The sequence below is a fragment of the Oceanimonas pelagia genome (genome assembly GCF_030849025.1).
Taxonomy (GTDB): domain Bacteria; phylum Pseudomonadota; class Gammaproteobacteria; order Enterobacterales; family Aeromonadaceae; genus Oceanimonas; species Oceanimonas pelagia.
Window position 1 is genome coordinate 391,031 of sequence record NZ_CP118224.1, and the last position, 26,455, is coordinate 417,485.

At 61.3% G+C, this 26,455-nt stretch carries 21 protein-coding genes and 4 tRNA genes; 19 read left to right on the forward strand and 6 right to left on the reverse strand.

The window, feature by feature from the left end; translation table 11 throughout:
- Positions 1-17 precede the first annotated feature (17 nt).
- Entirely contained in the window at positions 18-995 is a 978-nt protein-coding gene (gene rpoS, locus PU634_RS01830) for an RNA polymerase sigma factor RpoS (protein WP_306762381.1), read from the forward strand.
- A gap of 81 nt (positions 996-1,076) precedes the next feature.
- Here the strand turns inward: rpoS and mutS are convergent, their stop codons facing one another.
- The 5 genes from mutS to PU634_RS01855 all read right to left on the reverse strand — a co-directional run bounded on the left by mutS (position 1,077) and on the right by PU634_RS01855 (position 8,376).
- Positions 1,077-3,650, reverse strand: a complete 2,574-nt coding sequence (gene mutS, locus PU634_RS01835) for a DNA mismatch repair protein MutS (RefSeq protein WP_306763639.1) — start codon at positions 3,648-3,650, stop codon at positions 1,077-1,079.
- A 168-nt stretch (positions 3,651-3,818) separates the two neighbouring features.
- Positions 3,819-4,193, reverse strand: coding sequence for a RidA family protein (locus PU634_RS01840; protein WP_306762382.1), 375 nt, complete (start codon positions 4,191-4,193; stop codon positions 3,819-3,821).
- A gap of 97 nt (positions 4,194-4,290) precedes the next feature.
- Positions 4,291-5,853, reverse strand: a complete 1,563-nt coding sequence (locus PU634_RS01845) for a BCCT family transporter (RefSeq protein ID WP_306762383.1) — start codon at positions 5,851-5,853, stop codon at positions 4,291-4,293.
- Positions 5,854-5,909: 56 nt separating this feature from the next.
- Positions 5,910-6,920, reverse strand: coding sequence for a dipeptidase (locus PU634_RS01850; protein ID WP_306762384.1), 1,011 nt, complete (start codon positions 6,918-6,920; stop codon positions 5,910-5,912).
- Between the two features lie 13 nt (positions 6,921-6,933).
- On the reverse strand, positions 6,934-8,376 hold the full coding sequence (locus PU634_RS01855; protein ID WP_306762385.1) for an aldehyde dehydrogenase family protein: 1,443 nt from the start codon (positions 8,374-8,376) through the stop codon (positions 6,934-6,936).
- 95 nt (positions 8,377-8,471) lie between these two features.
- On the opposite strand from PU634_RS01855, the gene PU634_RS01860 reads away from it, so the two are divergent.
- From PU634_RS01860 to PU634_RS01935, 16 genes are all read left to right on the forward strand, one after another.
- Positions 8,472-9,362, forward strand: coding sequence for a LysR family transcriptional regulator (locus PU634_RS01860; protein ID WP_306762386.1), 891 nt, complete (start codon positions 8,472-8,474; stop codon positions 9,360-9,362).
- A gap of 348 nt (positions 9,363-9,710) precedes the next feature.
- Positions 9,711-11,432, forward strand: a complete 1,722-nt coding sequence (locus PU634_RS01865; RefSeq protein WP_306762387.1) for a hypothetical protein — start codon at positions 9,711-9,713, stop codon at positions 11,430-11,432.
- A complete protein-coding gene (locus tag PU634_RS01870; RefSeq protein ID WP_306762388.1) occupies positions 11,432-12,181 on the forward strand; it encodes a DUF3726 domain-containing protein in 750 nt (249 codons plus the stop codon). Before PU634_RS01865 ends, PU634_RS01870 begins: the two co-directional genes overlap by 1 nt.
- Positions 12,182-12,248: 67 nt before the next feature.
- Entirely contained in the window at positions 12,249-12,983 is a 735-nt protein-coding gene (locus PU634_RS01875; RefSeq protein WP_306762389.1) for a sulfite exporter TauE/SafE family protein, read from the forward strand.
- 60 nt (positions 12,984-13,043) lie between these two features.
- The gene (locus tag PU634_RS01880; RefSeq protein WP_371319632.1) at positions 13,044-13,544 is read left to right on the forward strand and encodes a CinA family protein; all 501 of its coding nucleotides are present in this window, start codon (positions 13,044-13,046) and stop codon (positions 13,542-13,544) included.
- A gap of 74 nt (positions 13,545-13,618) precedes the next feature.
- The gene (gene recA / locus PU634_RS01885) at positions 13,619-14,689 is read left to right on the forward strand and encodes a recombinase RecA (RefSeq protein WP_306762390.1); all 1,071 of its coding nucleotides are present in this window, start codon (positions 13,619-13,621) and stop codon (positions 14,687-14,689) included.
- 46 nt (positions 14,690-14,735) lie between these two features.
- The gene (locus PU634_RS01890; protein WP_306762391.1) at positions 14,736-15,200 is read left to right on the forward strand and encodes a regulatory protein RecX; all 465 of its coding nucleotides are present in this window, start codon (positions 14,736-14,738) and stop codon (positions 15,198-15,200) included.
- 102 nt (positions 15,201-15,302) lie between these two features.
- Entirely contained in the window at positions 15,303-17,930 is a 2,628-nt protein-coding gene (gene alaS / locus PU634_RS01895; RefSeq protein ID WP_306762392.1) for an alanine--tRNA ligase, read from the forward strand.
- Positions 17,931-18,134: 204 nt separating this feature from the next.
- Positions 18,135-18,326, forward strand: coding sequence for a carbon storage regulator CsrA (gene csrA / locus PU634_RS01900; protein WP_019933193.1), 192 nt, complete (start codon positions 18,135-18,137; stop codon positions 18,324-18,326).
- A 140-nt stretch (positions 18,327-18,466) separates the two neighbouring features.
- Positions 18,467-18,559 (forward strand) — tRNA-Ser (locus tag PU634_RS01905).
- Positions 18,560-18,569: 10 nt separating this feature from the next.
- Positions 18,570-18,646: transfer RNA gene (locus PU634_RS01910), tRNA-Arg, on the forward strand.
- A 26-nt stretch (positions 18,647-18,672) separates the two neighbouring features.
- A tRNA-Arg gene (locus tag PU634_RS01915) sits at positions 18,673-18,749 on the forward strand.
- Between the two features lie 22 nt (positions 18,750-18,771).
- Positions 18,772-18,848 (forward strand) — tRNA-Arg (locus PU634_RS01920).
- Positions 18,849-19,181: 333 nt separating this feature from the next.
- Positions 19,182-19,427 (forward strand): OadG family protein, encoded by a 246-nt coding sequence (locus PU634_RS01925; protein WP_306762393.1) that lies wholly within the window; start codon positions 19,182-19,184, stop codon positions 19,425-19,427.
- 49 nt (positions 19,428-19,476) lie between these two features.
- Complete coding sequence (oadA, locus tag PU634_RS01930; protein WP_306762394.1) at positions 19,477-21,264, forward strand: sodium-extruding oxaloacetate decarboxylase subunit alpha; 1,788 nt, start codon at positions 19,477-19,479, stop codon at positions 21,262-21,264.
- Positions 21,265-21,274: 10 nt separating this feature from the next.
- Positions 21,275-22,405 (forward strand): sodium ion-translocating decarboxylase subunit beta, encoded by a 1,131-nt coding sequence (locus tag PU634_RS01935; RefSeq protein ID WP_306762395.1) that lies wholly within the window; start codon positions 21,275-21,277, stop codon positions 22,403-22,405.
- Positions 22,406-22,828: 423 nt separating this feature from the next.
- On the opposite strand, the gene PU634_RS01940 is transcribed toward PU634_RS01935, so the two are convergent.
- Positions 22,829-23,677: a Tim44 domain-containing protein gene (locus PU634_RS01940; protein ID WP_306762396.1), complete on the reverse strand. Its 849-nt coding sequence runs from the start codon at positions 23,675-23,677 to the stop codon at positions 22,829-22,831.
- Between the two features lie 169 nt (positions 23,678-23,846).
- On the opposite strand from PU634_RS01940, the gene dnaB reads away from it, so the two are divergent.
- Positions 23,847-25,241: a replicative DNA helicase gene (gene dnaB / locus PU634_RS01945; RefSeq protein ID WP_306762397.1), complete on the forward strand. Its 1,395-nt coding sequence runs from the start codon at positions 23,847-23,849 to the stop codon at positions 25,239-25,241.
- Between the two features lie 9 nt (positions 25,242-25,250).
- Positions 25,251-26,339 (forward strand): alanine racemase, encoded by a 1,089-nt coding sequence (alr, locus tag PU634_RS01950; RefSeq protein WP_306762398.1) that lies wholly within the window; start codon positions 25,251-25,253, stop codon positions 26,337-26,339.
- The last annotated feature ends 116 nt before the right edge of the window (positions 26,340-26,455 follow it).

The following is a 26,455-nucleotide window of genomic DNA, read 5'->3' on the forward strand; positions in this document are numbered from 1 at the left end:
ATTAAGGGAGAGCTGCCATGAGCCAGAAAAAGTACAACACCGAAAACGCGGAAGTGGATTTTGACAAGGATAACGAGCTGGACGCCACCGGCGTTGAGGTGGAGGAAGCCAAACGGGAAGAGCCGTTGGAGGAGGTACTGAGTGCCCCCACTCAGCGCAGCCTGGATGTGACCCAGCTGTATCTGGGTGAGATCGGTTTTTCGCCACTGCTGACCGCCGAAGAAGAAGTCCATTACGCCCGCCGCGCGCTACGGGGCGATCTCGCCGCCCGCAAGCGCATGATTGAGTCCAACCTGCGGCTGGTGGTCAAGATATCCCGCCGTTACAACAACCGGGGCCTGGCCCTGCTGGATCTGATTGAGGAAGGCAACCTGGGCCTGATCCGCGCCGTGGAGAAGTTTGATCCCGAGCGGGGCTTTCGTTTTTCCACCTATGCCACCTGGTGGATTCGTCAGACCATAGAGCGGGCCATTATGAACCAGACCCGCACCATTCGCCTGCCCATCCACGTGGTCAAGGAGCTGAACGTCTACCTGCGTACCGCCCGGGAACTGGCCCACCGGCTGGATCACGAGCCCACCGCCGACGAGATTGCCGACGCCCTCGACAAGCCGGTGGAGGATGTATCACGCATGCTCAAGCTGAACGAAAAAATCAGCTCGGTCGACACCCCCATCGGCGGGGACGGCGACAAGGCACTGCTCGATGTGCTGGCCGACGAGAACGACAAGGATCCGGAGATCGAGACCCAGGACGATGACATGCATTCGAGTCTGGTGCGCTGGCTGGAAGAGCTGAATCCCAAGCAGCGGGAAGTGCTGGCCCGGCGTTTTGGCCTGCTGGGTTACGAAGCGTCCACCCTGGAGGACGTGGGCCGGGAAATCGGGCTCACCCGGGAGCGGGTGCGTCAGATCCAGGTGGAGGCGCTGCGCCGGCTGAAGGAGATCCTCACCCAGCAGGGCCTTAATATCGACACCCTGTTTCACAGCGAATAACGATTTTGTAGGCCCGGCTTTAGCCGGGCAACGTACACGTCGGCTGACGCCGTTGCCCGAATAAATTCGGGCCTACAGCTTTCAGCTGTCTTTTCTGGCCTGTTTCAACCGGTACAACTGCTCCAGTGCCTGGCGCGGGCTGAGTTCGTCCGGATTCAGTTCATCCAGCAATTCCAGCGCCGGATTAACCGGCTCCTCAAACAGCGGCAGCGCGCCCTGAGGCTCGGCAGTGAACTCGGCCACAGGGCTGATCCGGCCACTTTCCAGCTCGACCAGCTTCTGCCGGGCCAGGGTCAGCACCGGCTTCGGCACGCCGGCCAGTGCCGCCACCTGCAAACCATAAGAGCGGCTGGCGGCGCCTTCCTGCACCGCATGCATAAAGGCGATGGTGTCGCCGTGCTCCACCGCGTCCAGGTGCACATTGGCCACCGCCGGCCACAGCGCCGCCAGCCCGGTCAGCTCGAAATAGTGGGTGGCAAACAGGGTGTAGGCGTGCAGCCGGTTGGCCAGGGCATCGGCACAGGCCCAGGCCAGGGCCAGGCCGTCGTAGGTGCTGGTGCCGCGGCCGATTTCATCCATCAGCACCAGGCTGTGGCGGCTGGCATTGTTGAGAATATTGGCGGTTTCGGTCATTTCCACCATAAAGGTGGAGCGGCCCGAGGCCAGGTCGTCCGATGCACCGATACGGGTAAAGATGCGATCCACCCGGCCGATACGGGCCCTTTGTGCCGGCACGAAGGAACCCATGTAGGCCAGCAGCACAATCAGCGCCGTCTGCCGCATGTAGGTGGACTTACCGCCCATGTTGGGGCCGGTGATCACCAGCATTTTGCGCTCGCTCGACAGTGACAAGGGGTTGGCGATAAAGGGATCCGTCATCACCTGCTCCACCACCGGGTGGCGGCCTTCCTCAATGTCGATTACCTCGTCGTCGGTGAGCTCGGGCCGGCAGTAGTTCAGGCTGTCGGCCCGCTCCGCCAGGTTGGCGAGCACGTCCAGCCGGGCCAGGGCGGCGGCGCTTTGCTGCAGCGGCGCCAGGTGTTCCAGCAATTGATCCAGCAGCTCCTCATACAGGCGTTTTTCCAGCGCCAGGCTCTTGCTCTGGGCATTGAGTACCTTGTCTTCGTATTCCTTGAGCTCGGGAATAATGTAGCGTTCGTTGTTTTTCAGGGTCTGGCGGCGCACATAGTGCACCGGCACCAGATGAGCGTTGGCCCGGCTGACATCGATATAAAAACCGTGCACCTTGTTGTAGGCCACCTTCAGGGTGCTGATGCCGGTGGCGGCCCGCTCCCGGGCTTCAAGCTGTTCCAGGTAACGGTGGGCACCGGCGGCCAGCTCGCGCAGCTCATCCAGCTCGGCGTTGTAGCCGTCGCGGATCACGCCGCCGTCCCGAATCACCACCGGCGGCGTGTCCACCACCGCCGCCTCCAGCAGTTCCGCCAGCGTGGGAAAGTCGCTGATTTGTTCGGCCAGAGGCTGCAGGCATTCGGCCTGTGCCTCGGCCAGCACCGCCTGAATGTCCGGCTGGGCCTGCAGGGCGGCGCGCAGCCGGCTCAGATCCCGGGGCCGGGCCGAGCGCAGTGCCAGCCGCGCCAGTACCCGCTCCAGATCGCCCACCTGCCGCAGCAGCGGATGCAAGGTTTCAAAGCGGCCGTTTTCCATCAGGGTGGCGATAATGTCCTGGCGCTGCGTCAGCTCATCCTTGTGACGGCTGGGCTGGTGGATCCAGCGCTTGAGCAGCCGGCTGCCCATGGGGGTGGCGGTGCGGTCGAGCACCTCGGCCAGAGTGTTTTCCACCGTGCCCGACAGGTTCAGGGTCAGCTCCAGGTTGCGCCGGGTGGCGGCGTCCATGATCACCATGTCCTGGCGGCGTTCCAGCCGCACGCTGTTGATATGGGGCAGAGCGGTGCGTTGGGTGTCTTTCACGTATTGCAGCAGGCAGCCGGCGGCGCACAGGGCGGTGGGCGACTGCTCGACGCCAAAGCCCACCAGATCCCGGGTGCCGAACTGCTGGCACAGCAGGTGGCGGGCGGTGCCCAGATCGAACTCCCATTCCGGCCGGCGGCGCAGGCCCTTGCGCTGCTCGATAAGGCCAAACCATTCAAAGCCTTCGGGATAGAGCAGCTCGGCAGGCTGGGTGCGCTGCAGCTCGGCGGTCAGGGTTTCGGCTTTTTCAAACTGGTTGATGACAAAGCGGCCGGTGCTCACATCGAGGATGCCGTAGCCAAAGCGTTCACCGTCGTGATACACCGCCGCCAGGCAGTTGTCCTGGCGCTCATTGAGCAGCGCCTCGTCGGACAGGGTGCCGGGGGTAACGATGCGCACCACCTGACGTTCCACCGGCCCCTTGCTGGTGGCGGGGTCGCCGATCTGCTCGCAGATGGCCACCGATTCCCCCATCTGCACCAGCCGCGCCAGGTAGTTTTCTGCCGCATGGTAGGGCACCCCGGCCATGGGAATGGCGGTGCCCGCCGACTTGCCGCGCTTGGTCAGGGAAATGTCCAGCAGCCGTGATGCCTTCTTGGCATCGTCGTAGAACAGCTCGTAAAAATCCCCCATGCGGTAAAACAGCAGTATGTCCGGATGCTGGGCCTTCAGGGCCAGATATTGTTGCATCATGGGCGTATGCGGGGAATTTTCCTGATTCATAATGAAATCAATGCCTTTTTGTCTGGTGGATGCGTGACGAAACAAAACAGGCGAGCATGATACCAGCATCGGGGAGTCGAGGATAAGCGGGCAAAGCGCAAACAAAGAGGGCAGACCGGCGGCCTGTGTTATCCACGGGCCGCCGGGTTGATGGTGCTCAAAGCAGGGGGGTCAGGGCTGGGCCGCGTAGGCCACGATTTCGCAGAGCATCTCTTCCCGGGCCAGACCGGCCACGATCATGGCGGCGCGGTTGGGGTAGGGGGCTTCGAAGTACTCGGCATAGACCTTGTTGAACACCGGCAACTGCTCCCGGGCGGTGACATAGATCAGCACCTGGGTGACGTCGGCCATGGTCAGGCCGGCGGCTTCCACCGTGTGCCTGAAGTTGTCCATGGTCTGGCGGGCCTGAGCCTCGATGCCACCTGCGACGACCTGGCCCTCGGCATCGATGGGGATCTGGGCGGTATAGAACTGGCCGTTGGCCATCACGGCCCATTCCAGCGGTGCCTTGGAGGCGAAAAGGTCGGTTTTTACGGCGGTTTTCATGGGTACTCACCTTGGTTAATACGATGAAAAAAAGAGCGGCGAGTGCCGCTCAAAAGTAGTGCTTCGGCGATTCAGGCCGGGAGTGTGCTTCGGCGGCTTAAAGTCCCTGCTCGGCTGCCATTCGTTTAATGATTTTCGGCGCCGTCCACAGGGTGGGCAGCAGCACCAGGGAGACCGGCACGGCGGTGACCACAATAAAGGACTGCAGGGCACTGATGCCGCCGGAGCCGATGGAAATCAGAATGGCGGCCACCACCCCCATCATGATGCCCCAGAACACCCGCACACTGGCGTGAGGGTGATCGGTGCCGGTCATCACCATGGAAACCGCGTAGGTCATGGAGTCACCGGTAGTGGCCACGAAAATGGTGGTCAGCACCAGAAACAGCACCGAAATCACAAAGCCCATGGGCAGTTGTTCGGTGATGGCCAGCAGGGCTGCGGGCAGGTTGAAGCCGGTAAAGGGCTCGGACACGCTGCCGGGGGTAGCCAGCTCAAAAGCCAGGCCGCTGCCGCCCATGATGGTGAACCAGAAGCAGGTGATCATGGGCGCTATGATGGAGATCAGCATGATCACCTGGCGCACCGTGCGGCCCCGGGAAATACGCGCCACAAACATCGCCATCAGCGGCCCGTAACCCAGGAACCAGCCCCAGAAAAACACCGTCCACCAGTCCAGCCAGGCCGGATCGGCGCGGAAGGTGGCCATGGGAATAAAGTTGCTCAGATACAGACCAAAGGCGTGCAGGTAGGTATCGACGATAAAGGCGGTGGGGCCGAAGAAAAAGATAAACAGCATCAGAAAGGCGGCCAGCACCACGTTGATGTTACTCAGGATCTGAATACCGCGGGTCACACCACTGACAGCCGACAGGGTATAAATGGCGATAAGGCCGATCAGAATGGTGACCTGGGTGCTGTAGACGTCGGGAATGCCGAACAGCTTTTCCAGGCCAAAGCTGACCTGCAGGCCGAGAAAACCGATGGGCCCTACGGTGCCGGCGACCACCGCCAGTACGCAGCTGGCATCCACCAGGGCGCCCAGCCAGCCTTTCATGACCTTGTCGCCAAACACCGGATACAGCAGGGTGCGGGGCTTCAGCGGCAGGCCCTTGTCATAGTGCAGGTGCATAAACACCACCCCGGTCAGGCTGCCGAGAATGGCCCAGGCCAGAAAGCCCCAGTGCATAAAGCTCTGGGCCATGGCGTTGATGGCCATGTTCAGCTTGTCGGTCTCACCGGCGTAGAGCGGCGGTGGTGAGATAAAGTGCGCCATGGGCTCGGCGGCGGCCCAGAACACGCCTCCCCCGGCCAGCAGGGTACACATGATGATCGACATCCACTGAAAGGTGGACATTTCGGGTACGCTCAGGTTGCCCAGGCGTACCTGCCCGCCGCGGCCGATGGCCATCACCAGGCCGATCAGAAAGGTCATCAGCAGCAGCACCTGCCAGTAGGCACCGAACAGCCGGGTTGAGGTGGCAAAGGCGCTGTTAACCAGCTGTGAGACCAGCTCGATATCGTACAGGGCGGCGGCCACAAACAGCAGCAGGGCGCCGCCACTGATTGCAAACACCGGTAAATCGAGACTGGAAAGCAGGGTGGGCTTGCCGTTGATATCCTTATCCATGGCCAGGGTTGCCTCGGTTGAATTGCTCATGTTCGCCTCCATAGCGCTACATCATGCGAAGGGGAGCCGGGAGCTCCCCGTCATCCTTATCGAGCAGTGGCCTGCGGCTGCAGGGCCTCGTCCAGAAAGTTGAGCCAGTTCAGGCCCATGATTTTGGCCACGTCGTCCTTGCCAAAGCCCCGGGCCAGCAGCCCCTGGGTCAGGTTGGGAAAGTCGCGGCTGTCGCGGAACCAGGACAGCGGGCGGGGCCAGTCGGCATTGGACTTGGAGCCTTCACCGTAGTCCATGGTTTTGGACCAGCGGCCGTTGCGCATCCATTCCAGTACCGACAGCGGCTGGTTCTGGCACAGATCGGTGCCGATGCCCAGTCGTTCCACGCCCATCAGATCGGCGGTGCGGGCGATCATGTCGCAGTAGTCTTCCAGGGTGCAGTCCGGGCCGTTTTTCAGATGGAACGGATAGGCACTGAAGCCCAGCAGGCCCCCCGACTCGGCCAGTGCCTTGAGCACGGTGTCCGACTTGTTGCGCTTGGCGGCGTGAAAGCTCAGCGGGTTGGCGTGGGAGATCACGATGGGTCGCTCCGAGATCTCGATGGCCTCCAGGGTGCTGCGTTCGGCGCTGTGGCTCATGTCCACCACCATGCCCACCCGGTTCATTTCCCGAATCACCTGACGGCCGAAGCGGGTCACGCCGCTGTCTTCCGCCTCGTAGCAACCACAGGCCAGCAGGCTCTGGTTGTTGTAGGTCAGCTGCATGATCATCAGGTTCAGATCCCGCATCACCTCCACCATGCCGATGTCGTCCTCGATCGGCGAGCAGTTCTGTGCACCGAACATGATGCCGACCTTGCCCTCGGCCTTGGCACGGCGAATGTCATCGGCGCTGCGCACCGGCATGATCAGGTCGCCGTGCTGTTCGAACTGACGATTCCATTCGGCAATGCGCATCAGGGTTTCACGAATTTGCTCGTGATAGACGATGGTGGCATGCACCATGGTCACGCCGCCTTCGCGCAGCTGTTCGAAGATCTCCCGGCTCCAGTTGGAATACTGCAGCCCGTCGATCACGATCATTTCGTTATGCAACTCTCTGCTCATGATCCCGCCTCCGTTATGCGCGGATGTAGGTGGTTTTCACGACGGTGTAGAATTCCCGGGCGTAGGTACCCTGCTCGCGGGGGCCGAAGCTGGAATCCTTGCGGCCGCCGAAGGGCACGTGATAGTCGGTGCCCGCGGTGGGCAGATTGACCATGACGCAGCCGGTCTTGGCGTTGCGCTTGAAGTCGCTGGCGTACTTCAGTGACTGGGTACAGATGCCGCCGGTCAGGCCGAAGTTGGTGTCGTTCAGGGTGGCCAGGGCCTCGGCGTAGTCCTTCACCTTGATCACACAGGCGATGGGGGCAAAGGCTTCTTCCCGGTTGATGGTCATGTCGTTGGTGGTGTCCACGAACAGCGCCGGCTGCATGTAGTAGCCTTCGGTCTCTTCGTTGATCACTTCACCGCCATACACCAGCCTGCCGCCTTCGCTTTTGGCCAGCTCCAGGTACTTGAGGTTGGACTCCATCTGGCGGCCATCGGCGACGGCACCGATGTGTACGCCTTCCTTAAGCGGGTGGCCGATCACCAGCTTCTTCATGCGCTCGACCACGGCGTCCACAAAGCGGTCGTGAATGCCTTCGGTCACGATCAGGCGGGAAGAGGCGGTGCACTTCTGGCCGGTACCGCCAAAGGCACCGTTAACGGCACATTCCACGGCGTTGTCCAGGTCGGCGTCATCCAGCACGATCAGGGCGTTTTTGCTGCCCATTTCCAGCTGGCACTTGACCAGATTGCCGGCGGTGGCGGCGGCCACCCGGCGGCCGGTTTCCAGCGAGCCGGTGAAGGTCAGGGCATTGACCTGGCGGGAGTTGATCAGCACGTCGCCCACTTCGGCGCCCGGGCCCATCACCAGGTTGAAGGTGCCGGCGGGCAGGTTCTGGCGGGAGATGATCTCGGTCAGCGCCCAGGCGGAGGCCGGCACCTGGTTGGCGGGTTTCCACACCACGGCGTTGCCAAAGGCCAGCGCCGGAGCGATTTTCCAGGCGCCGGTGGCGGTGGGGAAGTTCCAGGGGGTGATGATGCCCACCACGCCCACCGGCTCGCGGCGGGTCTCAATTTCAATGCCGGGGCGCACCGAGTCGGCGGTTTCGCCCATCTGGCGCAGCACTTCGGCGGCATAGTAATGGAAGAACTGGCCGGAGCGGTAGACTTCACCGGCGCCTTCGGCCAGGGTTTTGCCTTCTTCCCGGGCCAGCAGCCGGCCCAGCTCGTCCTTGCGGGCGATCAGCTCGTCACCAATGGCCATCAGCACGGCGTAGCGCTGCTCCAGACCACTCTTGGCCCACTCCTGCTGACCCCGGATAGCGGCTTCGATGGCGGCCCGGGTCTGGGCGGCATCGGCCTGGGCGTAGTGGCCAATCACATCGCTCAGATCGGCGGGGCTGATGTTGGCAATGGTCTTGGGGCCTTCCACCCATTCACCGGCGATATAGTTACGAAATACGGAATCGGACATGAGGGACCTCCTTTATCTTGGTTGGAGTCATGATAGGAGCTGTGTTTTAATAATAAAAATTAATTAATGATATTAACTGATAAGGAAGGCTTATCATGCTGCCGGAGTTCAAGGTAACGCAGCTGCGTCATTTCGTGTGGGTGGCCGAGCTGAAGGGGTTTCACCTGGCGGCGGAAAAGGCCCACCGCACCCAGCCCGCCATTTCGTTATCGATTCGCGATCTGGAAAGCAAACTGGGCGAAGCCCTGTTTGAAAAACGCAACAGCCGCACCGCCAAGACCGAGCTGACGCCCTTTGGCCGCCAGTTCCTGCCCCGGGCCAAGGAGCTTATTGCCCATCATGATCGCATTGCCGAAGACATGGCGTTGCTGGCCGAGCATAAAACCGGTCACTTGCGGCTGGCCTCGGTGCCGTCCATTGCCAGCCGGTTTCTGCCGGGTCTGCTGCTCGACTTTATCGGTGACAGCGAGCTGCACGTCAGTGTGTTTGACGACAACTCCCGCGCGGTGCTGAAGATGGTGGAAAACCAGCAGGTGGACTTCGGCATCGCCAGCCTGTTTGATGATCAGGACCAGAGCGAGAAATGCTATACCCCGGTATGGAAGGACAAGCTGGGGGTGGTGTGCCTCAAGGAACATCCGCTGGCCGCCAGTCAGGCGCTGCACTGGCGCGAGCTCAAGCCCTACCGGCTGATCCGCAACGGCACCTCCAGCCTGCTGAAAGGCAGTGCGGCGGAGTCGCTGCTGGCCCACTCCCAGTATTATATTTCCAACATGATTTCCCTGATCGCCATGCTCGAGGCGGGCTTTGGCATTACCACCCTGCCCTGGTACGCCTTTCCCCAGGGGAACACCCGGCTGACCTTTATTCCCCTGCATACCCCCGAGATCACTCGCCATGTGGGCATCATTCAGCTCAACAACAAGTCGCTGACGCCGCCCGCCCAGGCGCTGGTTGACTTTATTCTGGCCAGTCGCACGGACTGAACCACAGCCCCTGCCGGCTTCGCACCGGCAGTATGCTCCTCACAAACCTGCGCAACCTCTCATTTTTGTTGCTTGATTGTTTCCGTCTGGTGACTGAGATTTTAACGTTGGTATCAGTATTTGTGCGGGTTGGCAGCATTTCGATAAACTTTCCTTATCAATTGATATAGCCATTTAACTTGTCGGGTTTTATTGACCTGGTTGATGATTCGCTGCATGAGGCGGGAGGAAGGAGCGCAGGCGCGGCGGTAACTGGCCGGTGTCTGCCCCTCCGGGCCCTGTGCCGTCCCGGACCCTGTCCGGTTTACGGCGCAACAAGGATATGTCGCAATTATCGAGGGTAGAAACATGATGAGGTTGGCTGCGATCAAGGCCTCGCTGCGGGGACCAAATGCACTACCGCTGCGCCCGGCAGAGCAGGTGATGGATCTGGAGCGACTGGGTGCCATGCATCAAAGCCGGTTGAGCTTTATGCGAACCCTGGTACGCCGCATTATGCTGGAACGCTGGCAGGTGAACATTGCTCGCCAGGAGCTGTGTGCCGAGGGCTATGGCACCCTTGTCTACGAAATCAACACCCCCCAGGGTCTGTTCAGCTTTGTGATTTTTTCCGATTACCTGAGCCCGGAAGAGCGTAACGACCGGGTGATCGCCAGCAAGTGGGATCTGACCATGGCGCTGGTGGAAGGCCGGGTTGAAGACGACTACCTGGCCTTTCTGCGCCGGAATGTTCCCCTGCAGGAAGCCGGCCGGGTGGACTCCCGGGTGTTTGTATTGTCCCGTGCCAATCGCAGTGCCCGCAATTTCGATTATGTGGTGGCGCAGCTGAGCCGGGGTGAGCAACCCGATGTGGCCCGTATTGCCGAGGTCGGTTACCTCTACCGCACCACTGCGGTCTACGGCAGCGGCAAGCTGGGCATGGCCGACTGGGACAAGGTCAGCAGCCGCTATCCGGATTTTGCCCGCCCGTTTGCGGCCGAGATGTTTGCCTGCTTTATGCTGCGCAACTTCAGTCTGCTGCAGGTCGAACACATCGCCCGGCAGCGGGATCCACAGCGCTTCACGGCCATGCAGCCCGAGATCAAGCGCTACTTCGGCATCGGCAACTCCACCGGTCTGGGCATGGCCCCTTATCTTATTAACCACCCCATACTGATCAACCGCTGGATCGAAATGCGCGAGCTGGCCCTGGCCCAGGTGCGGGCGCTGGGGCATATCGATGAAGGAGTGCGCCGGCGTCTGGATGAATTGCTGGGCCGCTGCTCTCGGCATATTGCCGAAACCGTGACGGAAGATGCCTGGCAGAGCGATAACAATCGCCGGGTGATCGAAGATCTTGCGGCGTTGCGGGAGCAGGCCGCTGTGGGGCTGGATAGCTGGAACGAGCTGCTGGCCTGGAGCGAGCAACATTGTTCGCTGCAGGGGCAGGAGCTGCTGGTGTCGGTGATGCTGGAGCTCTACCCGCAGCTGGTAGATGGCCTGGAGGAGTACTATTGTGCGGAAGAGTTTCTCGATCTGGATCCGCTGATGCCACTGCAGCAGCTTAAGGAAGTGATTGAACAACGCTATGCCTGGGCGCTGAAAATCGACTTCAGCGATCCGAAAAACCGGGATATTTTCTGGTACCGCTCGGAAGAAAAAATGGAGCCCCGCCTGGGCAAATGCGAGCTGGACGATGGCCGGGAAAAGCAGATGGCACTGGGCGTGGGCTATGCCGTACACCGCTGTTACCAGCAGTTGTGTCAATATATTGAAGAGTTTCCGGAGCACACCACGGCCCGCTTTATGGTGGCCCGCCCCAAGCTGCGCGGCATCGTGCGCCGTATTCAGAGCATGAACCGCTGTGTGTACGGTGACATTCAGGCCAACCTGCTGGCCCATGATGTGCTGCCCATGCACCTGCTGCGCTGCAAGCTGTCGTTTTTCGGGGTGAGCAAGTTTGATCCGCGCTCCCGGCTGTGGGTGCGCAACACCATGTATCAGGGCGCCCCGCTGATCGAAGACATCGGCAGAACCTACAACGACGACTGGTTTATGCCCCTGGCACCGACCGTGGAAGGAGACGACTGATGCAGGTTTCAATGAATGAGCTGAAGGCGGCGCTGCGCCGCTGCTTTGAAGCGTGCGGTTACTTTGTGGGCAATTATGAAGACGCCGCCAACATGGTGCTGTGGCTGGAAAAACACGGCCTGGGCGGGCTGGCGGAGCTGGAGCGGGCCTTGCCCTACCTGACCGAAGATGCCGACAAGCCCCTGAGTACGGTCGTCTATGAAGACAGCACCTCGGCCATTATCGACAGCAACGGTCGCAGTGCCCTGAACTGCATTGCCGCTTCGGTGGATCTGGCCCATGCCAAGGCGCTGGAAAGCGGTATTGCCACCATTACCGTGCACAACTGTCACAACCGCATGTTTGCCCTCAAGGCCCTGACCGACTGCGGCCGGCGCGGCATCAGCGTGACCGCCTACTGGCAGAACGGCAGCACCACGGTGAAGGAATATGCCGCGGCCATCAAGGCGGGAGAGCGCTACCCCAGTTTCAGTGAGGCCTCCACCAGTCTGGTAACCACCCCGGAAGAGCAGCAGGCGCTGACCATCGTCTGCAGCTCCCGGGTGGATCTGGCCGGCTCACTGCAGCGCTCCAAGGGCAACCGTCATGCCCGTTATCTGAGCCCCGAGGATCTGGCAGAAAACAAGGAATACGTGATCGATAATGGTATTGAGATCGACGAAGCCTTGTGGGCCGAGATCAATCGCATCGGCGCCGGTATTCTGGTGGAAAACAGCGAACGTTCCCGGCTGGGGGCGGGGGCACAATAAGCTCCTCGTTACACCGGCCGGACTCTTTCGGCCGGTGCATAGCACTCTTTTTCTCTCATGCATGCCGATGCTGTATTCTGCTTCTGAACTGCTGGCGCTGTTAATCGTCACCGGCGGCATTCTGGTGCAGGCCTGGGTGGGCATCGGTTTCGGGCTGCTGGCCGCGCCACTGCTCTATCTGCTCGATCCCGCCTATGTACCGGGGCCGGTGCTGATGCTGGGCTGGGGGTTGTCAATGCTGGTGGTGCTGAAGCAGCGCCATCGCCTGAACTGGCGACGGGTATGTCCGGCCATCCTGGCTCGCCTGCCGGGATCCTGGTGCGGCGCCCTGCTGCTGGTCAGCCTGGCGACCTGGCAGCTCAGCCTGCTGTTCGGTTGTGCCCTGCTGCTGGCGGTCTGGCTGAGCGGTCGTCGCGTTGATCTCGCCCTCACACCATCCGCGCTCACGGTCGCCGGCTTTTGCTCCGGCGTACTGGGCACCGCCACCTCGGTGGGCGGTCCGCCCATGGCGCTGCTTTACCAGCATCAGCCCCGCCTGACCACCCGTGACGAACTCGCCGTCTTTTTTCTGGCGGGCACGCCGTTGTCGCTGCTGATGCTGGTGCTTGAAGGTGGCACCGGGCTGCTGGCTTTGCCGCTGGTGCTGAAGCTGCTTCCCGGTGTGGCACTGGGCTTCTGGCTGTCCCGCTGGCTTGAGCTCAGAGTGCACAAAGACAGCGCCCGCCCGGCCATTTTGCTGATATCGGCGTTGTCGGCATTGGGGGTGCTGTGGCAGGGAATAAAAGCAGGGTTGCTCGGTTAACCGTTGGCGTCATCACTTTGCCCCGGCATAATACCGGCACAAGTATTCGACACATGAGGGCTGGCGGTGGACACGGGCATACTGGCACGGCAACTGGGGGAGGCGCTGCAGGCGAGAGGCATGATGATGACCACCGCCGAGTCCTGCACCGGCGGCGGCATTGCCGCCGCCATCACCGACATTGCCGGCAGCTCGGCCTGGTTTGACCGGGGCTTTGTCACTTATTCCAACGCCGCCAAAACCGACATGCTGGGGGTGGATCCCGCTCTGATAGAGCGTCATGGTGCGGTCAGCCGGGAAGTGGCCGAGGCCATGGTGCGCGGTGCTTGCGCCGCTTCCGGCTGCGGCCTTGGGGTGGCGGTGACCGGGGTGGCCGGCCCCGGTGGCGGCAGCCCGGAAAAGCCCGTGGGTACCGTCTGGCTGGCCTGCTGCTTGGCAGCCCATGACCGGCTTGACTGCCGGCTGTTGCAGCTTGACGGCGATCGGGCCGCCGTGCGCCGGCAGACGGTGATGCATGCCCTGCGGGCCTGCCTCGGGTTGCTTGAGCAACACCCGACTTGATACTGTACGAATAAACAGTATACTCAACCTCAGTTTATCGCATTAGGCACCAGTCAATTTCAGCGGAGCATTTTATGGATCAGAACAAAGAAAAAGCCTTGGCCGCCGCCCTGGGCCAGATTGAAAAACAGTTTGGCAAGGGCTCCATCATGCGTTTGGGCGACAACAAGGCTTTGAATGTTGAAGCCATTTCCACCGGCTCCCTGTCGCTGGACATTGCCCTGGGCATCGGCGGCCTGCCCACCGGCCGTATCGTGGAAATCTACGGTCCCGAGTCTTCCGGTAAAACCACCCTGACCCTGCAGGTCATTGCCGAGGCCCAGCGCGCCGGCAAGGTGTGTGCCTTTGTGGATGCCGAGCACGCGCTGGATCCCGTGTATGCCGCCAAGCTGGGGGTTAACGTGGACGATCTGCTGGTGTCTCAGCCCGACACCGGCGAACAGGCGCTGGAAATCTGCGACATGCTGGTGCGCTCCGGTGCGGTGGACGTGATCATCGTCGACTCGGTGGCGGCCCTGACCCCCCGCGCCGAAATCGAAGGCGAAATGGGGGACTCCCACGTGGGTCTGCAGGCCCGTCTGATGTCTCAGGCGCTGCGCAAGCTTACCGCCAATATCAAGAGCGCCAACTGCCTGTGTATCTTTATCAACCAGATCCGTATGAAGATCGGTGTCATGTTCGGCAGCCCGGAAACCACTACCGGTGGTAACGCCCTCAAGTTCTATGCCTCCGTGCGCCTCGACATTCGCCGTATCGGCTCCATCAAGGAAGGCGACGAGGTGGTCGGCAACGAAACCCGGGTCAAGGTGGTCAAGAACAAGGTGGCGCCGCCGTTCAAGCAGGCCGAATTCCAGATCATGTACGGCGCCGGCATCTCCAAGGAAGGCGAGCTGATCGAGCTGGGCGTGAAACACAAGCTGATCGAAAAGGCCGGCGCCTGGTACAGCTACAAGGGCGACAAGATCGGCCAGGGCAAGGCCAATTCCATCAAGTATCTGCTGGAGCACAAGAACATCTCCGACGAAATCGAGCAGCAACTGCGTCAGATGCTGCTGCTGGCACCGGGAGCGACCAGGGAAGAAGGCGAGGCGAAGAACGAGGCCGTCACCGAACTGGACGGTGCGGACGATCACAACGAGTTCTGATAATCAGGCCGGGCATTGCCCGGCCTTGGTTTTTGGAGGTATGCCCATGTTTTTGGATGCGCCGACCCCAACCCCGTCAGTGTGGGATTGTGCGCTGCGCCTGCTGTCGCGGCGGGATCACAGCCGGCGGGAGCTGGCACAAAAGCTGCGCCAGCGTCAGTTTGACGAAGACGCCATCAGGCAAGTGCTGGATCGGCTGGAGCAGCAGAACTGGCTGCAGGACGCCCGTTTTGCCCAGGTGCAGGTACGCCAGCAGGTGTACAAAAAGCACGGTCCCCTGCGTATTCGCGCCGAACTGCAGCGCAAGGGGGTCAGTCCGCAAGAGGTGGCCACCGCTTTGGCACAGCAGGACACCGACTGGTTTGAACTGGCGCGGGAATGTCACAGCGCCCGCTTTGGCGAGGCGCCCATCACCGATTTCAGGGAACGGGCCCGGCGCATGCGCTACCTGCAGGCGAGGGGCTTTGGCCCGGATCACATTCGCTACGCCCTGGAAAGGAGCGACGAATAGCGCCCCTCATTCACACCGCGCCCGATGGTGCGTTTTACATTGCTGCCCATTCCTTTTAAATTATGGGAGTTAACGCCTACCAAGCTATCAACAGGATTTTCCATGCGAATGACCACGTCTGAGTTACGCAATGCGTTTCTCGAGTATTTCCGCCAGCAAGGACACCAGGTGGTGGCGTCCAGCTCGCTGGTGCCTCACAACGACCCGACCCTGCTGTTTACCAACGCCGGCATGAACCAGTTCAAGGACTTGTTCCTGGGCCTGGAGCAGCGGGCCTACAACCGGGCCGTCAGCTCCCAGCGTTGCGTGCGTGCCGGCGGCAAGCACAATGACCTGGAAAACGTGGGTTACACCGCCCGTCACCATACCTTCTTTGAAATGCTGGGCAACTTCAGCTTTGGTGACTATTTCAAGCAGGACGCCATTCGCTTTGCCTGGGAATTCCTGACCGGGGTGGTCAAGCTGCCCAAGGAAAAACTCTGGGTCACCGTCTACGAGACCGACGACGAAGCTTTTGACATCTGGTCAAAGGAAATCGGCGTACCGGTGGAGCGCATTGTGCGTATCGGCGACAACAAGGGCGCCCAGTATGCGTCCGACAACTTCTGGACCATGGGTGACACCGGTCCCTGTGGCCCCTGCACCGAGATCTTCTACGATCACGGCGAACATATCTGGGGCGGTCCTCCCGGCAGCCCGGAGGAAGACGGCGACCGCTACATCGAAATCTGGAACCTGGTGTTCATGCAGTTCAACCGCCATGCCGACGGTACCATGGAGCCGCTGCCCAAGCCTTCGGTGGATACCGGCATGGGGCTGGAGCGTATCGCCACCATTTTGCAGGGCGTGCACTCCAACTACGAAATCGACCTGTTCCAGGCGCTGATCAAGGCCGCCGCCGAGGCGGTGGGCACCACCGATCTCGACAACAAGTCGCTGCGGGTGATCGCCGATCACATTCGTTCCTGCTCCTTCCTGATTGCCGACGGCGTCATGCCCTCCAACGAGGGCCGGGGCTATGTGCTGCGCCGTATTATCCGTCGCGCCGTACGCCATGGCCGCAAGCTGGGTGCCGACAAGTCCTTCTTCCATACCCTGGTTGGGGCTCTGTGCGAGCAGATGGGCGAGGCCTACCCCGAGCTCAATACCCAGCGTCCGATCATCGAGAAGGTGCTGCGGCTGGAAGAAGAGCAATTCGCCCGCACTCTGGACCGGGGGCTGCAATTGCTGGAAGACGCCATTGCCGAGCTGGACGGAAGCACAGTGCTGCCGGGCGAGGTGGTGTTCAAGCTGTATGATACCTATGGCTTTCCGGCGGATCTCACCGCCGACGTGCTGCGCGACCGTGATCTCAGCATCGACGAGGCCGGCTTTGAGACCCTGATGCAGCAGCAGCGGGAGCGGGCCAAGGAAGCGTCCAACTTTGGCGTGGATTACTCCAGGGTCATCAAGGTGGACGGTGCAACCGCCTTTACCGGTTACGAACACCTGGCCCAGCCGGGCAAGGTCACTGCCCTGTTCAAGAACGGTGAACCGGTCAATGCGCTGATCGCCGGTGAAGAGGGCGCCGTGGTGCTCGATACCACGCCTTTCTACGCCGAGTCCGGCGGTCAGGTGGGCGATGCCGGCGTGATCCGCATGGATGACGGTCTGTTCGTGGTGAAAGACACCCAAAAGGCCGGCAACGGCATTCTGCACCTGGGCCACATGGAGCTGGGCACCCTGGAAGTGGGAGAGGCGGTTTCCGCCGCGGTTGACGGTGCCCGCCGTCAGGCTACCGCCCTCAACCATTCGGTGACTCACCTGCTGCATGCCAGTCTGCGCAAGCTGCTGGGTGACCATGTTACCCAGAAGGGCTCGCTGGTGGAGCCCGAGCGGCTGCGTTTTGACTTCTCCCACCTGGAGGCGATGACTCCCCAGGAGATCAGGGAAGTGGAAGACATGGTCAACCGCGATATTCGTGCCAACCTGCCGGTGTCTACGCGGCTGATGGATCTGGAAAGCGCCAAGCAGGCCGGTGCCACCGCCCTGTTCGGCGAGAAATACGATGAAAGTGAAGTGCGCGTCGTGGCCATGGGCGAGGTGTCCACCGAACTCTGCGGTGGTACCCACGTCAGCCGTACCGGCGATATCGGCTTGTTCAAGATCCTGTCCGAAAGCGGCATCGCCGCCGGGGTGCGCCGTATCGAGGCGGTCACCGGCGAGGCGGCGCTGGCCTATCTGCATCAGCTCGACCATGAAATCGGCCAGGCCGCCAGCCTGGTCAAGGGCGATACCTTCTCGGTGTCGGCCAAGGTGCGCCAGCTGCTGGACCGCAGCCGTCAGCTGGAAAAGGAAATCGAGCAGCTCAAGGGCAAACTGGCGGCCCAGGCCGGCGCGTCGCTGCTGGAGCAGGTGCGTGACATCAACGGCAGCAAGGTGCTGGTGGCCAATCTGGAAGGGGTGGATGCCAAGTCACTGCGCGGTACCCTGGACGACCTCAAGTCCAAACTGCAGTCCGGTGTGGTGGTACTGGGCACCGTCAGTGGTGACAAGGTCAGCCTGATTGCCGGGGTGACCAAGGATCTGACCGGCAAGGTCAAGGCCGGCGAGCTGGTCAACATGGTGGCCCAGCAGGTGGGCGGCAAAGGCGGTGGTCGCCCCGACATGGCCCAGGCCGGCGGCAGCGAGCCGGCGGCCCTGCCGGCGGCGCTGGACTCGGTCACTTCCTGGCTCAGCGAGCGTCTGTAAGCCGGCAGGGCCAATCAGGCCGTCTATAATTTGAATCGGCAGCCATGCGCCGAAACAGTAAAAGAGGCCTGTCATCGACAGGCCTCTTGATTTTGGCGCGGCGGCCCCCCATTTCATGCCATGGGAAGGCTGGGTTTTTCGTCGTCTTTATCGGATAATGAACAACATTTTTCACTAATACATTGCCATTACAGGAGCAGCCATATGCTGATTTTGACTCGTCGAGTAGGGGAAACCCTGATGATCGGTGACGAAGTGACCGTGACCGTGCTGGGCGTCAAGGGTAACCAGGTGCGCATCGGTGTGAATGCACCGAAGGAAGTGTCTGTACACCGTGAAGAAATCTACATGCGGATACAGGCGGAGAAGGGTACCGGCGACGACAGCCAGTATTAATTAGCAGATTTCTGGGGCGTTTTTTATTCACATTGATGGCTTTTGCTTCCAAATGCTTAAAGTCTGTTCGAACGAAAAAGTCGGGTTGGAAAAGTGTTTGACTTATTTTGGCCCGACGGTAATATACGCCCCGCAAACACGGTGAGGTGGCCGAGAGGCTGAAGGCGCTCCCCTGCTAAGGGAGTATGCGGCTTAAACCCGCATCGAGGGTTCGAATCCCTCCTTCACCGCCATTTTTGCAGCGCATCCGTAGCTCAGCTGGATAGAGTACTCGGCTACGAACCGAGCGGTCGGAGGTTCGAATCCTCCCGGATGCGCCATTTTTAAAACAGCGTTTTTCAGAAAAGCATCCGTAGCTCAGCTGGATAGAGTACTCGGCTACGAACCGAGCGGTCGGAGGTTCGAATCCTCCCGGATGCGCCATCTGAAAAAACGTGACAAATATGCATCCGTAGCTCAGCTGGATAGAGTACTCGGCTACGAACCGAGCGGTCGGAGGTTCGAATCCTCCCGGATGCGCCATACAGTAAAAAGCCGGCCTTGTGCCGGCTTTTTGTTTTTCCGCGTATTCATTACTACCTTGTCTCCGTCAATTCGTTCCGCCACCGGGCGGTGACAGGCGCTGCGTTCGGCGCCCTTGTGTTACCTGCTTTCAGTTGTTGTATACATCTTTCATATTGTTATGGTATCAATCGGCGTTCTTGCCGATTTTTCATGCATCCATAGCGTGATCCAGTCATCGAAATTCAACTTGTTTCAGGATCATTACAACAATTTTGAGCATACGGCGTTGTCAGCAGTGAGCGGGGCTGGATATGCTCGTGACCCCGGACAACCACAGCAAGGACGATGCTGATGAACAACCTTTCTGCACAACTGCTCGAGGCCGCCAGCCTGATGGGGCTGGGCATGGCCTTTGTGTTTGCCTTTCTGTCGCTGGCCATTGTGGCCGTCAACCTGCTGGCTCGCCTGGCGGGGGAAACGGCCCCCGAACCGGCGGCACCGGCCACACAGGCCACCGCTGATCCTGGCCTTGGCCCGCGCAAGCTGGCCGCCATCTCCGCCGCCATTGCCCAATACAAAAACAATCACAAGCACTGAGCGGTAAACACGGAAACACCAAAACGGAACTTGAATGGAGCCTTGAACCATGAGCAAACCCCTCGCCATTACCGACGTGGTGCTGCGTGACGCGCACCAATCCCTGCTGGCCACCCGCCTGCGCCTGGAAGACATGCTGCCCATTGCCGAAAAGCTCGACGCCATCGGCTACTGGTCGCTGGAAACCTGGGGCGGCGCCACCTTTGACGCCTGCATTCGCTATCTGGGCGAAGATCCCTGGGAGCGGCTGCGTGCCCTGAAAAAGGCCATGCCCAACACCCGTCAGCAAATGCTGCTGCGCGGCCAGAACCTGCTGGGTTACCGCCACTACGCCGACGATCTGGTGTTCAAGTTCGTGGAGCGGGCCCGGGCCAACGGCATGGATGTGTTCCGCATCTTTGATGCCATGAACGACGTACGCAACCTGCAAAGCGCCATCAAGGCCACGGTGGAAATGGACGGGCATGCCCAGGGCACCATTTCCTACACCACCTCGCCGGTGCATACCCTGGACACCTGGGTCGACATGGCCAAGCGGCTGCAGGATCTGGGCTGTCACTCCATCTGCATCAAGGACATGTCGGGCCTGCTCAAGCCCTACGAGGCCGAGACCCTGATCAAGCGCATCAAGGCCGAAGTCTCCCTGCCGCTGGCGCTGCACTGCCACGCCACCACCGGCCTCAGCCTGCCGACCCACATGAAGGCCATCGACGCCGGCATCGATATTCTCGACACCGCCATCTCCTCCATGAGCATGACCTACGGCCACTCCCCCACCGAGACCCTGGTGGCCATGGTGCAGGGCAGCGAGCGCGACACCGGTCTGGATTTGAGCAGGCTGGAAGAGATCGCCGCCTACTTCCGCGAGGTGCGCAAGAAGTACGCCAAATTCGAAGGCAGCCTCAAGGGCGTGGACTCCCGCATTCTGCTGGCCCAAGTGCCCGGAGGCATGCTCACCAACATGGAAAGCCAGCTGAAGGAGCAGGGAGCGGCGGATCGCATGGACGAGGTGCTGGCAGAGATCCCGCGGGTGCGGGAAGATCTGGGCTTTATTCCGCTGGTGACCCCCACCTCCCAGATCGTGGGCACCCAGGCGGTGATCAACGTACTCACCGGTGAGCGCTACAAGACCATCACCAAGGAAACCGCCGGCATTCTCAAGGGGGAATACGGTGCGGCCCCGGCGCCGGTCAATGCCGAGCTGCAGGCGCGGGTGCTGGATGGCGGCGAGCCCATCACCTGTCGCCCGGCAGACAAGCTGTCTGACGAGCTCGAGCGGCTCACCGGCGAGTTCCGGGCCCTGGCCAGGGAAGAAAAGCTGCGGGTGGCCAGCGACGAGGTGGACGATGTGCTCACCTACGCCCTGTTCCCGCAAATCGGCCTCAAGTTCCTGCGCAACCGCGACAACCCGGCCGCCTTTGAGCCGGCCCCGGGCACCGAGCCGGCGCCGGACGCACCGGTGGCGGCCGCGCCCGCAGGCGCTCCCGAGACCTATGCGGTCAAGGTGGACGGTCAGGTGTTTGAGGTGGAAGTGGGGCCGGCGGGCAGCATCAGCGCCGTGCGCACAAGTGGTACTGCCACCCCGGCTCCAGCCGCCGCGCCGGCGGTCGCGCCTGCCGGTGCCGGCGAACCGGTGCCGGCACCGCTGGCGGGCAACGTGTTCAAGATCCTTGCCAAAAAGGGGACGCAGGTGGCCGCCGGTGAGGTGCTGCTGATCATGGAAGCCATGAAGATGGAAACCGAAGTGCGCGCCGCCCGCAGCGGTCAGGTGGTGGACGTGCTGGTCAAGGAAGGCGACGCCGTGTCCGTGGGCGATGCCCTGGTCAGCCTGGCATAAGGAGCGCGGAATGGACTCTTTGTTGACCCTGTGGCAGGAAACCGGCATCGCCAACTTTCACTGGAAGCAGCTGGTGATGATCGCGGTGGGCCTGCTGCTGCTGTACCTGGCCATCGCCCGGGGCTTTGAGCCCCTGCTGCTGCTGCCCATCGGCTTTGGCGGCGTGCTGGCCAATATTCCCAATGCCGGCATGGCCGAGCCCGGCGGGCTGCTCTATTACGTCTATGAAGTGGGCATTGGCAGTGGCGTGTTCCCCTTGCTGATCTTCATGGGCGTCGGGGCCATGACCGACTTCGGAGCGCTGATCGCCAACCCCAAGACCCTGCTGCTGGGGGCGGCGGCGCAGTTTGGCATTTTTGCCACCCTGTTCGGCGCCATTGCCCTCAATGCGCTGCCCGGTTTTGACTTTACCCTGGCGGACGCCTCGGCCATCGCCATTATCGGCGGTGCCGACGGTCCCACCGCCATCTTCCTGGCATCCCGGCTGGCGCCGGATCTGCTGGGAGCCATCGCCGTGGCGGCCTACTCCTACATGGCGCTGGTACCCATTATTCAGCCGCCGATCATGAAGCTGCTGACCACGCCGGAAGAGCGGGCCATCAAGATGGATCAGCTGCGCCATGTGAGCAAGCGGGAGAAGGTGATCTTTCCGCTGATGATCCTCACCCTGACCCTGCTGTTCCTGCCGTCGGCGGTGCCCCTGGTGGGCATGTTCTGCCTGGGCAACCTGATGAAGGAATCGGGTGTGGTGGACCGGCTGTCGAAGACCGCCCAGAACGAGCTGATCAACGTGGTCACCATCTTTCTGGGGCTGGCGGTGGGCTCCAAGCTGTCGGCCGACAAGTTCCTGACCCTGGACACGCTTGGGATCCTCGGTCTGGGGGCGGTGGCCTTTTCCATCGGCACCGCCGCCGGTGTGCTGATGGCCAAGCTGATGAGCCGGCTCTCCGGTGGCAAGGTCAACCCGCTGATCGGCGCCGCCGGCGTGTCGGCGGTGCCCATGGCCGCCCGGGTGGTGAACAAGGTGGGGCTGGAGGCCAACCACCAGAACTTCCTGCTGATGCACGCCATGGGGCCCAACGTGGCCGGTGTGCTCGGCTCGGCGGTGGCCGCCGGTGTGCTGCTGGCCCTGGTGGGCTGACCCTTCTCACATTGTTTGACAAGGCGCCTGCGGGCGCCTTTTTTCTTTTAGGGAGCCGGGAACAGGGATTTCTCGCTCTCACGCTCCTGCGTGGGCGGATGGTCAGTCCGCTTCTTGTCTGTCCGGAGGCGGGTCAGCATTCCCATGCAGAGCGTGGGTACGAGGAACAAACCGGAAAATGGGGAGCAGGACTTGGGACTGGAAATTTCCACGAGTCTGCTGTCATTCCCGCGAAGGCGGGAATCCAGAACATGGTGCTGAATATTGACAGCAACGCAGTGCCTGCAGATGCCCATGGATCCCGCCTTCACGGGGGACGTATTCAGCGGGCCTTTACGGCGAAGTCAGTCATCCACACAAGGAACGCCGCCAACAAAAAAGGGCTGCCCATGGCAGCCCTTTGATTTGGCAAGCAGAGAATGATCAGGCCAGGTCTTCCAGGCCCACAATCAGCCAGGGGGCGTTGGGCTGAGTCAGATCCCGCTCCAGGTGCCAGATCTCGTTGATGTCCTGTTCCACGTTTTCCACGCTGTCGCGATAGCGGCCGCTGAACTTCAGGCTCACCTGAGCCTGGTAGGAAGTATGGTCGGCCCGCACCAGTTCGGCGTCCACAAACATCACCTCGGTGTGCTGGTTGCCGTTGAGGCTGGCGCGCTCCCGGCTCAGCTCGGCAAACAGCTCGGGTGACAGGTATTCGCGCATTTTTTCCAGGTTGTTCTGGTTCCAGGCTTCCTGCAGGGTGCGATAGTGCTCGCGGGAGCCCTGCAAAAACGCCTGCAGGTCAAAACCGGGAGGCAGGTTAAAGGGCACATCGGTCTGGCCAAAGCCGCCGCTGGCCGTGCTGGCGGCCGGGGCTGCCGGCGGCGCTTCAAAGCGCTGCGGGCCGTTATAGGCGGGCTGCTGTTGCCGCGCCTTGCTGCCCTTGAGGGCGCGCAGCAGGAACACGGCACCGATGGCCAGGCCGGCGATCAGCAGAAAGTCCATGAACTGGAAGCCTTCAAAGGCGCCGGAGCCGAGCAGCCAGGCGAACAGGCCACCGGCCAGCAGGCCGCCCAGAATGCCGCCCATCAGGCCGGATTTCTTGGACTGGGGCTGAGTCTGGGTGGTGGTGTTGCGGTTGATGTTTTGCTGGGCCGGCTGCGCCGGCGCGGTCTTGTAGGACTTGCCGATGGAACGGCTGCCGCCGCCCATCTTGCGGGCTTCGGCGTCAAAGGCGGTGGCGGTCAGGCCCACCGCAAAGATCAGGGTAAACAGGGCAAGCAGTTTGCGCATGGTGATTTCCTTGATTAACGGACTGGCAACATCCTAAAGCAGCGACATGTTATGTCAACTGCCGTTTTGTTATTCAGCGCTGCAATGGCGTGTTTAAGACGCCTTTGAACCTTTCAGTGCCGGCCAAAAATTCCGATAATGGCGTTTTGGTCAATCAGCGAGAGTTCCGATGACAGACAAGACCGCCAACCGGTCCGATCAGGCCGTGGCCCAGCTTAAAATGCCCCCCCATTCCTTTGAAGCGGAGCAGTCCGTGCTGGGCGGCCTGCTGCTGGACAACAACGCCTGGGATCGGGTGGCGGAAAAGGTCTCGGATACCGACTTCTACAGCCGGCCTCACCGGCTGGTGTTTCAGGCCATGCAGCGGCTCAGCCAGGCCGGCAGCCCCATCGATCTGATCACGGTGCAGGAAGAGCTGGAGCGCCACGAGGCGCTGGAAACCGTGGGCGGTTTTTCTTACCTGGTGGAGGTAGCCAAAAACACCCCCAGTGCCGCCAATATCGGCGCCTATGCCGACATAGTGCGCGAGCGGGCGGTGGTGCGCGAGATGATTGCCGTGGCCAACGAGATAGCCGAGGCCGGTTTCGATCCCCAGGGGCGCAGCTCGTCCGATCTGCTGGATCTGGCCGAAAGCCGGGTATTCAAGATCGCCGAAAGCCGCACCAATGCCAACGAAGGCCCGCAACCCCTGCGTACCCTGCTGGAAAAGACCATCGATCGCATAGAAGATTTATTTAAAAATCCTCATCAGGGCATTACCGGCGTCTCTACAGGCTACTCAGATCTAGATAAAAAAACTGCCGGACTGCAGCCTTCCGATCTGATTATAGTGGCGGCACGACCCTCTATGGGTAAAACCACTTTTGCAATGAATCTTTGCGAGCATGCTGCACTAACAAATGACAAACCTGTGCTCATATTCTCCTTGGAAATGCCATCTGAGCAGATTATTATGCGGATGCTTGCTTCCCTGGGGCGAATCGATCAAACCCGCATTCGAACCGGGCAACTGGATGATGAAGACTGGGGCAGGTTGTCGTCCACCATGGGCATGCTGCTGGAGAAAGGTCAGCTCTACATTGACGATTCTTCCGGCCTGACCCCCACCGAAGTGCGCTCGCGGGCCCGGCGCGTGGCCCGCGAGCACGGTGGCGTCAGCATGATCATGATCGACTACCTGCAATTGATGACGGTCCCCAGCCTGGCCGACAACCGGACCCTGGAGATCGCCGAGATCTCCCGCTCGCTCAAGGCCCTGGCCAAGGAGCTGCAGGTGCCGGTGGTGGCGCTGTCCCAGCTTAACCGAAGTCTGGAACAGCGGGCCGACAAGCGGCCGGTGAACTCGGATCTGCGGGAATCCGGCTCCATCGAGCAGGACGCCGACCTCATCATGTTTATCTACCGGGACGAGGTCTATCATGAAGACAGTCCCGATAAAGGCATCGCTGAAATCATCATCGGCAAGCAACGTAACGGACCCATAGGCAAGGTGCGGCTGACGTTTCAGGGGCAGTTTTCCCGCTTCGACAACTACGCCGGACCGGATTTCGATGATGATTATTAAGGAGTCAAGATGGATGCACGGGGAGCGGTGGCCCGCATCAGTCTGCAGGCAATTCGGCACAATCTGAAGGTCGCCAAGCAACAGGCACCCAATGCCAAGGCCATTGCGGTGGTCAAGGCCAATGCCTACGGACACGGTGATCTTCGCGTGGCGGCGGCGCTGGAGCCGGATGCCGACATGTTTGCGGTGGCACGCTTTGAAGAGGCCCAGCGACTGCGTGCCGGCGGCATTCAGCTGCCCATTCTGCTGCTGGAGGGCTTTTTTAACCTTGAGCAGCTGCACCACGCTGTGCGCCACAACTTTCATCTGTGCATTCACGGCCATGCCCAGCTCGAGGCGCTGGAGCGTACCGCCCTGGCCGCCCCGGTCACCGTGTGGGTTAAAATCGACTCGGGCATGCACCGGGTCGGTTTTGCCCCGGAAGAAGCCGAAGAGGTCTTTTCCCGTCTGGCCAGGCTGCCTGGCGTGGTGCAGCCGGTGAATGCCATGACCCACTTTGCCCGGGCCGACGAGCCCGATCAGCGCGCCGTAACCGAAGCCCAGATCGCCCGTTTTCAGGCCGCTACCGCGGGCAAGGTGGGCGCCACCGCCCTGTGCAACTCCGCCGGTGTGCTGGCCTTTCCCGAGGCTCATGCCGACTACATTCGCCCCGGTGTCATGCTCTACGGCATCACCCCCTTTGGCGACCGGCAGGGCACCGACTTCGGTCTGCGTCCGGCGATGAACTTCACCACCACCCTGATTGCGGTGCGCGAGCACAAGGCCGGCGAGCCGGTGGGCTATGCCGGCAGCTGGGTCAGCCCAAGAGATACCCGCATCGGCGTGATTGCCGTGGGCTATGGCGACGGCTATCCGCGCATGGCGCCGGCAGGCACACCGGTGCTGGTTAACGGCCGCCGCGTGCCCCTGGCGGGCCGGGTTTCCATGGACATGGCCACGGTGGATCTGGGGCCGGACGCCACCGATCGGGTGGGGGATGAAGTGCTGCTGTGGGGAGAGGGCCTGGCCGCCGAAGAAGTGGCCCGCCATGTGGGCACCATCGCCTATGAGCTGGTCACCCGCATGACCGCCCGCCCCATACTGGAATATGTCGATTAAGCCATCGTGTTAAACAAGAGCCCTGTTGCGTGCAACAGGGCTTTTCGTTCAGGGGCTTACGCCTCGTGCCATGATGCTCTCCCCGCTGACCAGGCGCACCTGTCCGTAACCGGCGA